Annotated in this window: 8 protein-coding genes; 5 read left to right on the forward strand and 3 right to left on the reverse strand. The window is 70.0% G+C overall.

Features of this window, described 5'->3' with window-relative positions:
* The first annotated feature begins 183 nt into the window (after positions 1 to 183).
* The 3 genes from AB8Z75_RS27015 to AB8Z75_RS27025 all read left to right on the forward strand — a co-directional run bounded on the left by AB8Z75_RS27015 (position 184) and on the right by AB8Z75_RS27025 (position 3,665).
* Positions 184 to 1,641: a GntP family permease gene (locus tag AB8Z75_RS27015; protein ID WP_369206416.1), complete on the forward strand. Its 1,458-nt coding sequence runs from the start codon at positions 184 to 186 to the stop codon at positions 1,639 to 1,641.
* Positions 1,642 to 1,826: 185 nt separating this feature from the next.
* Complete coding sequence (locus tag AB8Z75_RS27020) at positions 1,827 to 2,720, forward strand: serine protease (protein ID WP_369206418.1); 894 nt, start codon at positions 1,827 to 1,829, stop codon at positions 2,718 to 2,720.
* 102 nt (positions 2,721 to 2,822) lie between these two features.
* Positions 2,823 to 3,665: a serine protease gene (locus AB8Z75_RS27025; protein ID WP_369206420.1), complete on the forward strand. Its 843-nt coding sequence runs from the start codon at positions 2,823 to 2,825 to the stop codon at positions 3,663 to 3,665.
* A 74-nt stretch (positions 3,666 to 3,739) separates the two neighbouring features.
* Here AB8Z75_RS27025 and AB8Z75_RS27030 read toward each other — a convergent pair whose 3' ends face one another.
* A complete protein-coding gene (locus AB8Z75_RS27030) occupies positions 3,740 to 4,765 on the reverse strand; it encodes a chitinase (RefSeq protein ID WP_369206422.1) in 1,026 nt (341 codons plus the stop codon).
* Positions 4,766 to 4,975: 210 nt separating this feature from the next.
* Between AB8Z75_RS27030 and AB8Z75_RS27035 the strand changes: the two genes are divergently transcribed.
* Entirely contained in the window at positions 4,976 to 6,283 is a 1,308-nt protein-coding gene (locus tag AB8Z75_RS27035; protein ID WP_369206424.1) for an Nramp family divalent metal transporter, read from the forward strand.
* Between the two features lie 36 nt (positions 6,284 to 6,319).
* Here the strand turns inward: AB8Z75_RS27035 and AB8Z75_RS27040 are convergent, their stop codons facing one another.
* Both AB8Z75_RS27040 and AB8Z75_RS27045 read right to left on the reverse strand, forming a co-directional pair.
* Positions 6,320 to 6,625, reverse strand: coding sequence for a hypothetical protein (locus AB8Z75_RS27040; RefSeq protein ID WP_369206426.1), 306 nt, complete (start codon positions 6,623 to 6,625; stop codon positions 6,320 to 6,322).
* On the reverse strand, positions 6,622 to 7,509 hold the full coding sequence (locus AB8Z75_RS27045) for a hypothetical protein (RefSeq protein WP_369206428.1): 888 nt from the start codon (positions 7,507 to 7,509) through the stop codon (positions 6,622 to 6,624). The genes AB8Z75_RS27040 and AB8Z75_RS27045 overlap by 4 nt, the downstream gene beginning before the upstream one ends.
* Positions 7,510 to 7,872: 363 nt before the next feature.
* Here AB8Z75_RS27045 and AB8Z75_RS27050 point away from each other — a divergent pair, with 363 nt between their 5' ends.
* Complete coding sequence (locus AB8Z75_RS27050) at positions 7,873 to 8,904, forward strand: hypothetical protein (protein WP_369206430.1); 1,032 nt, start codon at positions 7,873 to 7,875, stop codon at positions 8,902 to 8,904.
* Positions 8,905 to 9,096: the final 192 nt, after the last annotated feature.

A 9,096-nucleotide genomic window follows, 5' to 3' on the forward strand; every position in this document is an offset into this window, starting at 1 on the left:
TCCCGGAACTGGGGGCTCCGCCCCCAGACCCCCGAGTCGCTTCGCTCCGTCCTCAAACGCCGGACGGGCTGAAAATCAGCCCCTCCGGCGTTTGAGGAGCGGGGGTTCGGGGGCGGAGCCCCCGAGAAACGGTGAAAGGGCGGGGTTGGGGCCTCATCTCAGCACTGAACAACGGAGTTCCCCATGCTGTTTGCCGCCGCCGAGAAGACGCCGCCCCACACGGGCGGCCTGCTGGCGCTCATACCCGGGACCGGGGGCCTGCTCACCGTGGCGGCCCTCGGGATCATCCTGCTGCTCGTACTGATCATCAAGGTCCGCCTCCAGCCGTTCGTCGCGCTGCTCACCGTCTCCATCGCGGTGGGCCTGGGGGCGGGCCTGTCCGTCACCGAACTCTTCGGCACCGTCCAGAAGTCCGACGCCGTCTCGATGATCGAGTCGGGCATGGGCGGCATTCTCGGGCACGTCGCCATCATCATCGGCCTCGGCACCATGCTGGGCGCGATCCTGGAGGTCAGCGGCGGCGCCGAGGCCCTCTCGACGCGGCTGCTCGGCCTGTTCGGGGAGAAGCGCGCCCCGCTGGCCATGGGGCTGACGGGGCTGATCTTCGGCATCCCCGTCTTCTTCGACGTCGGCATCTTCGTGCTGGCGCCCATCGTCTACGCGGCGGCCAAGCGCAGCGGCAAGTCCGTACTCCTGTACTGCATGCCGATGCTGGCAGGCCTGTCGATGACACACGCGTTTCTGCCGCCGCACCCGGGCCCTGTGGCGGCTGCGGGGCTGCTCAACGTGGACCTGGGCTGGATCATCCTGATGGGCGTCGTCTGCGGCATCCCCGCCGTGCTCGCCGCGTGGGCGTACGCGGCGTGGATCGGCAACCGGGTCTTCGTCGACGTGCCGCAGGACATGCTGGAGGCCGTGGAGGAGTCCAAGCGCGCCGTGGCCAGGGACGTGGGGGAGCGGGGCCAGGAGAAGCCGGTCTCCGTGGGCACGGTCTTCGCCATCATCGGCACCCCGCTGGTGCTGATCCTGGCCGCGACGTTCTCCTCCATCGCCCTCGACCCCTCCACGGGGCGCTCCGTCATCGAGTTCATCGGCCACCCGTTCGTGGCGCTGACGGTGGCGCTGCTGCTGGCCTACTACCTGCTGGGGCTGCGCCGCGGCTGGAGCCGCAAGTCGCTGGAGACGGTCTCCACGGCCTCACTCAAGCCGGTCGGCAACATCCTGCTGGTCGTCGGCGCGGGCGGCATCTTCGGCGCCGTCCTCCAGGGGTCCGGCGTCGCGCAGGCCCTCGCGGACGTGTTCGGGGACGCGGGGCTGCCGGTGATCGTGCTGGCGTACCTGATCTCGCTGGTGCTGCGGGTGGCGCAGGGTTCGGCGACGGTCGCCATCGTCACCACCGCCGGGATCGTGGCGCCGCTGCTGGCGCAGAGCGACCCGTCCCAGGCGCATCTCGCGCTGGTCATCATGGCGATCTCCGCCGGTTCGATCTTCGCCTCGCACGTCAACGACGGCGGATTCTGGATGGTGGCGAAGTACTTCGGCATCTCGGAGCGGGACACGCTCAAGTCGTGGACGGTGCTGGAGTCGGTGCTGTCGGTCGCCGGTTTCGTGGTGGCCGCGCTGGTGAGCATCTTCGTCTAGGGCCTCTCGTCCGGATCTTGCCGGGCTCGCGGGCCCCGGCACCCTCTTTCTCGACTCTCCCTCGGGCACCCCCGGAATCGGCTCTGCCGATTCCGGGGGTGCTCTTGTGGGGGGAGGCCAACTGGCCCAAGAATGCACGGCGTCAGACCGAACGATCCTTCGGTATCGGAGAGGACCCCCCCACCATGAACAGACCTCTCGTCGGCTCTCTCGCCGCCACGTTCCTCGGCGCCGTCGCCCTCACGGGCGTGTCCGCCGCCCCTGCCGCCGCCGCCCCCACCGACGGCAGCACCGCGCAGACCACCGCGCAGACCACCGCGCAGGCCCCCCACGCGGCCCCCAAGGCGGCGCCCTCCTTCGAGGGCACCGTCGCGCTGAGCAACTGCTCGGGTTCCGTGGTCAAGATGCCGACCTCGCAGCCCGGCGACCCCGCGCTCGTGCTCTCCAACGGGCACTGCCTTCAAGAGGGCATGCCCGAGCCCGGCCAGGTCATCACCGACCAGCCCTCCAACCGCTCCTTCACCCTGTTGAAGGCGGACGGCAGCGACGCGGGAACCGTCAACGCCACGAAGATCTCGTACGCGACGATGACGGACACCGACGTCTCGCTCTACGAGGTCGGCTCCACCTACCAGGAGATCGAGGACGAGTTCGGCGTCAAGGCGCTCGACGTCGAGGCGTCCCACCCCACGCAGGGCAACGACATCACCGTCGTCTCCGGCTACTGGAAGGAGACGTACGGCTGCGCGATCGACGGCTTCGCCTACCGCCTCAAGGAGGCGGGCTGGACGATGAAGGACTCGATCCGCTACACGGCCGAGTGCGACACCAAGGGCGGCACCTCAGGCTCACCCGTGATCGACAACGCCAGCGGCAAGGTCGTCGGCGTCAACAACACGCGGAACGAGAACGGTGAGGAGTGCACGATGAACAACCCCTGCGAGGTGGACGAGAGCGGCAAGACCACCGTGCGCGAGGGGATCGCCTACGGCCAGCAGACCTACGTCCTCGCACCGTGCGTGGGGGAGGGGAACAAGCTCGACCTCGGCGCCGAGGGCTGCACGCTCCCCAAGCCGTGAACACGCCGTGAGCACCTGGGCGTACGGATTCCGGGGCCGCACCCTTCCTGTCGGTTCCTCTCGGAGAACGACTCGACATACGACTCGGAGAATGAGGAGTACATGAGGAAGCCCCTGGTCAGTACGCTCGCGGCGGCGCTGTTCGGCGCCGCCGCGCTCACGGGCATAGCCACGGCCCCTGCCGCCGCCGCCTCAGGCGGCGGCACCCCGCCCTCCTTCGAGGGCACCGTCGCGCTGAGCAACTGCTCGGGCTCCGTGGTGAAGCTCAAGCACTCGCGGCCCGACGACCCGGCGCTCGTCCTGTCCAACGGGCACTGCCTGGAAGAGGGCATGCCCGGCGCGGGCGAGGTGATCGTCGACCAGCAGACCAGCCGCGACTTCACGCTGCTGAACGCGGACGGCAGCGACGCCGGAAAGGTCCACTCCGACAAGATCGCCTACGCGACCATGACGGACACCGACATCTCCCTGTACGAGACGGACACCACGTACAAGGAGATCAAGCGGAAGTACGGCATCGACGCGCTCAGGCTCGACGCGAAGCACCCGCGCAAGGGCCGCGACATCACCGTCGTGTCCGGCTACTGGAAGGAGAAGTTCGGCTGCGCGATCGACGGGTTCGCCCACCGTCTCAAGGAGGCCGACTGGACCTGGAAGGACTCCATCCGCTACACGATGGACTGCCAGACCAAGGGCGGCACCTCAGGATCCCCGGTGATCGACGACCGCACCGGCAAGGTCGTGGGCGTCAACAACACCCACAACGAGGACGGGGAGATGTGCACCCTGAACAACCCGTGTGAGGTGAACGAGCAGGGCCACGTCGTCATCCGCTACCTCAACGCCTACGGGCAGCAGACGTACCTGATCAACCCGTGCTTCGGCCGGGGCAACCAGCTCGACCTCGACGCGCGCGGCTGCCGCCTGCCCCAGCCGCAGTCGTAACCCTCCCGCACACCGGACGCCCCCGGGGCCGGTCCGCCGGCCCCGGGGGCGTCACCGTGTGCGGAGGACGCCGGTCACATGCCGTGCACGTGGGGCCCGACCGTGGACGACCACGCGTTGCCCGCCGACGCGTCCCACGCCGTCGACCAGGTCATGGCGCCGCGGATGCCGGGCCACTTCTCGTCGGGCGTGAAGCTGCCGCAGCTCGTGCCCTTGGCCAGGCAGTCGAGGGCGTCGTTGACCACGCCGGGCTCCACGTACCCCGAGCCCGCGGCCTGCGGTGAGGCGGGGGTGCCGATGCCGACCTGCGAGGGGTCGAGGCCGCCCTTGATCTGGACGCAGGCCAGGGCGGTGAGGAAGTCGACGGTGCCGGAGGAGTAGACCTTGCCGTCACAGCCGTTCATGGAGCCGCTGTTGTAGTACTGCATGTTGACGACGGTCAGGAAGCTCTTGATGTTGAGCGCCGTCTTGAAGTACTCGTTCTGCGGCGACTGCATGTCGATGGTCTGCGGCGCCATGGTGACCACCACGTCGCTCTTGGCGGCGTGGATCGCCTCCAGCGCCTTGGTCATGTAGGTGGAGTTGAGGCCGTTCTCCAGGTCGATGTCGACGCCGTCGAAGCCGTACTCGTCCATGAGGGAGACGATGCTGTCGGCGAACGCGTCGGCCGAGGCGTCGTCGCTGACGGAGACGGCGCCCTTCTCGCCGCCGACGGAGATGACGACGGACTTGCCCTCGGCCTGTTTGGCGGCGATGTCGGCCTTGAACTGCTCCTCGGAGTAGCCGAGTGCGGGGTCGAGGGTGAAGTCGACCTGTCCTCGGGTGGTGGTCGCGTCGGCGAAGGCCACGGCGATGATGTCGTACTCGTCCTGCACCTCGGCGAGGGTCTGGACGGTCGCGCCGTTGTCGAAGTTCTGCCAGTACCCGGTGACCGCGTGCGCCGGGACCTGCGAGGCGCCGACGCGGGGCCCTGGCGCCGTGGTGGGGGTCTCGGCGTGCGCGGCGGCGGGGCCGAGGGCGAGCAGCCCTGCGGCGGCGAGCGCCGAGGTGGTCAGCGCGGCGAGCGCGCGCAGCGAAGAGAAGCGTCTGGGACGTGCCACAACTGCCTCCGGTGTGGGGGGACATGGGGGTGGGGGTGCCCGTGCGCCGTACAACCTGGTCCAGACCAATGTGGTTGTCAAGGTACGCGGCAACGGCGGACGGCCACGCAACCCCTTGTGCGGCGCGTCCGCAGAGGGTTACATGCGCCTGCGACCTGCACGGTCGTCCACCACCCGGCCCGAAAAACTGCGTACGGCGGAGGCAACGGCATGTCAGGCCACACCACACCCCCGGCACCCCGCGAGGGGGCCGCACCGCCGGTGCGCAAGCCGAACTGGAAGATGATCGGCCCCGGCATGGTCGTCGCGGCGACCGGTGTCGGCGCCGGAGACCTCGTCTCCACGCTCATCGCCGGCAGCAAGTTCGGCCACACGCTGCTGTGGGCGGCCGTCGTCGGCTGCGTCGTCAAGATCGCCCTCGCCGAGGCCACGGGACGCTGGCACCTGGCCACCGGGCGCACCATCTTCGACGGCTGGCGCACCCTCGGCGCCTGGACCACCGTCTACTTCGCGGTGTACGTCGTCATCTGGGGCTTCGTCTACGGCGCGACCGCCATGTCCTCCAGCGCGCTGCCGCTCGCCGCGCTCTTCCCCGACGTCATGCCCCTCAAGGTGTGGGCCATCATCACCGGGCTGATCGGCCTCGCGTTCGTGTGGACCAACCGCTACGCCGTGGTCGAGAAGATCATGATGGCCTTCGTCGGCGTCATGTTCGTGGTCGTCGTCTACGTCGCCCTGCGCGTCGCCCCCGACCTGCCACGGGCCCTGGCCGGACTGGTGCCCGTCCTGCCCTCGGGGTCCATCGTCTACACGCTCGGCCTCGTCGGCGGCGTCGGCGGCACCATCACCATGGCCGCCTACGGCTACTGGATCAACGCCAAGGGCTGGACCGACAGCGGCTGGATGAAGATGATGCGGCTCGACAACCGGGTCGCCTACGTCACCACCGGCGTCTTCGTCGTCGCCATGCTGATCGTCGGTGCGGAGCTGCTGCACGCCTCCCAGACCGCCCTCGCCTCAGGCGACCAGGGCCTCCTCGACCTCGACCGGATCCTCGAAGACCGCTTCGGCGCCTTCACCGCCAAGCTCTTCCTGATCGGCTTCTTCGCCGCCTCCTTCTCCTCGCTGGTGGGCGTGTGGCACGGGGTGAGCCTGATGTTCGCCGACTTCGTGGAACGGCTGCGGGCCGTACGCGGCCAGGACGCCACCGCGGGGGTGGCGCCGCTCGCCCGAGGTGAGCAGGAGCGCTCCTGGCCCTTCCGCGGCTACCTGCTGTGGCTGACGTTCCCGCCGATGGCCCTGCTGTGGCTCGACAAGCCCTTCGGGCTCGTCATCGCCTACGGCGTCCTCGGCGCGTTCTTCATGCCGTTCCTCGCCGCCACCCTCCTGTGGCTCCTCAACACGAGCCGCACCCCGCGCGAGTGGCGCAACGGCCGCCTCAGCAACGCCCTGCTGGCCGCCTCCTGCGTTTTGTTCGTGGTGCTGTGCGTCCAGGAGCTGAGGGACCTGCCGTGGTGAGACCCCGCAGCGGTGTGCCCGGCGCTGACGTGACGGTCAACGCCCGGGCTCCGCGGCGGGCTCACCCTCGAACATCTGGTCGGCGTCCACGACGTGGAAAGTCCGCTCCAACCAGCGGTCCAGGACGTCCGGGTCAGTGCACGCTTTTACCCGAGCCCGCTGCTCCTCGTCGACCGAGATGCCGCGAATTTCCAACGACCGCAACACGCACCACGCCAGCCTCGCGGCCTCGGCTTCGGCCCTGGCTTCGGCCCTGGCTTTGGCGAGGCCTGCCGCTTTGCCTGCGAGGAAGGTCTCCTCGACCAGGGTGCCGCGTCCGGGGAAGTAGCTGCCGTTCTTCATGTCCCCTGCTCACCCTCGAACATCTGGTCGGCGTCCGTGATCCGGAAAGCTCGCTCCAGCCAGGTGTCGAGGGTCTCCGGGTCGGTGCAGGCGGTCAGGCGGGCGCGCTGGGTCTCGGTGACGGGGATACCGCGCATCTCCAACAGGTGCAGTACCGAGCGTGCCTGGCCTTCGGCCTTGCCCTTGAGGAAGGTTTCCTCGACCAGGGTGCCGCGTCCGGGGAAGTAGCTGCCGTTCTTCATGAGCTTTCTCCAGGTCTGCCGGGCCGGGGTGTTGCCGAGGCCGGACTCCATCAGTTCCGAGTAGTAGTTGAGGGATTCGCTGTCGGCCCTGCCGAGGGCGCGTGCCAGGGCATCCAGTATGGCGGTGATGTCCGGGCTCTTGCTATGTGTCATGGCCGCGAAGGTGGCCATGGCCAGGTCTTCGGCGGCTTCCTCCGGGGCGACGATCATGGGGACGTTGCCGGGGCCGAGCACCAGCGGACGCACCGTGAGGGGCTTCCAGTCGTCGGGCCCCAGGTGGAAGGGGCCGACTGCCCACTCGGCGGTGTCCTTGTCCTGGCAGATGACCACCAGCAGGGATGCGCAGTTGTTCTGCGCGGTGAGGAACGAGAGGTAGTAGGCCCAGCTCGCGGCCTTGTCCTGGTCGCGTCGGCTCTGGGCCTCGACGGCGAGCATCACGGGAGGGCCGCCGTCGCGCGGGGTGAGCCGCAGCACGCTGTCCAGACGCCGTTCGATCGGTTTGAGTTCGGTGGCGTCGGGGGTGAGCACCTCGACCAGGGAGTCTTCGGGAAGGGAGACGCCCAGCAGCCGGAAGGCGGGAACGAGTAGCGCGGGCCGTTCCTGGAAGATCCGGTGCGCCGTCTCGTGACGGGAAGTGACCATGTGTGGAACGTATGAAGATCGGCCCGGCGTGGTGCGGGAAACGGGTCTCGGTCACCGGATCGTGTGAACGTACGTGCCCGGGTCGCATAGGTGCCTGTGTCGTGCGTGCGGGGGCGGGTGGTGCGGTTGGGGCGGCCGGGCGTCATTGTGTGGTCGCACAAGTACGTGGACCCGGGAATTCCGGGGAACTCTACGAAGCGTCCGACCGTCGGCAACCATACCGGCCCTCGGAACGGCCCCCACGGGACGGGGGCGCAACCGGAAGGTAGCGTCAGGGACACGGCCTTCTCGGGCTCCCGCGGGGCTCGGAGGGCCACACGGCCGTGCAACCGACGCGGAAGCGACGAGGAAGACACACACCAGATGACCGACCGACGCCGCCGTACGGCCGCCTCCGACAGCACCTCCCGCGAGGACAACCCCTTCGCGCCACCGCCGGAGGGGCAGCCGGACCAGCCGTGGCAGCCTCGGCAGCCGCGGCGGCTCGCCCAAGAGACGGACGACGGGTCGGGCCCCGACGACCCCCGGGGTCCCCGGGGCCCCCGGGGCTCTCGTGGCCCAGGGGGCTCAGGGGGCTCCGAGCCGGACTCCGGGAACGAGACCGGTGGCGGAGGCGACGGCTCACGACCGGATTCCGCCTCCGGGTCGTCGGACGGCGAGCAGCGGCCCTCCGCGTGGGGCAGCCAGTGGAGCAGCCGCCAGCCCGGACGACACGGCGGCGGCTTCGGCGGCGACCGCGACCGCGACCGCGACCGCGACCGGCAGGGCAACGGCGGCCGGGAGCCGGGGGGACCCGGCGGGCCCGGCAGCCCCGGTGGGCGGGGCATGCGCTGGGACCCGACGGACCCGCTCCAGCGGCACGCCCGATACGCCCTCCACTCCGGCATCTGGGGTCTCTTCTTCGCACTGCTGGGCGTCCCGGAGGTCGCACTGCTGCTCGGGGCGCTCTCGCTCTACTGGGGCATCAGCGCGCTGCGCGGCAAACCGCCGAAGGCGCCGGCCGAGGGCCGCAGGCCCAAGGGCGACAAACGCCGCCGTTCCGTGGCCGCCACAGCGGAGGACGTCGCCGGAACCGACCGCGGCGCCGACGGCCAAGAGGAGCCGGGGCGCTCCGCCGGACCGGGCGGAGCCGGCGGTTCCGCAGGCCCGGACGGCCGGTCGCCGATCCCGCTCGCCGTGACCCCCGCCCAGGCGGCCAAGGCCAAGCGGACGGCGGCCGTCAGCGGGCTGGTCACCGCCGGCCTGACCCTCGCGATCGTCGCGGCGACGTACACGTTCCAGTTCGCCTACAGCGAGTACTACACCTGCCAGAACGACGCACTGACCCAGTCCTCGCGCGACGACTGCAAGCGGCACCTGCCGGAGGAACTCCAGCCGTTCCTGGAAAACCGCTGAGGCGGGCACCGGCGAGGTGCCCGTCGCTGAGGCCGACGAGCCGCTGAGGCCGACGAATCGCTGAGGCCGACGAATCGCTGAGGCGGGCGGATCGCGGCTGCGCCTTCAGGCCCTCTCCGGCCTGCCGGGGGCCGGCTTCGCGGTGAGGTCTCGGTCCGGGTCCCCGTGCGGGGCGTCAGCGGAGGGCGGGGC

The sequence above is a fragment of the Streptomyces sp. PU-14G genome, assembly GCF_041028275.1.
Taxonomy (GTDB): domain Bacteria; phylum Actinomycetota; class Actinomycetes; order Streptomycetales; family Streptomycetaceae; genus Streptomyces.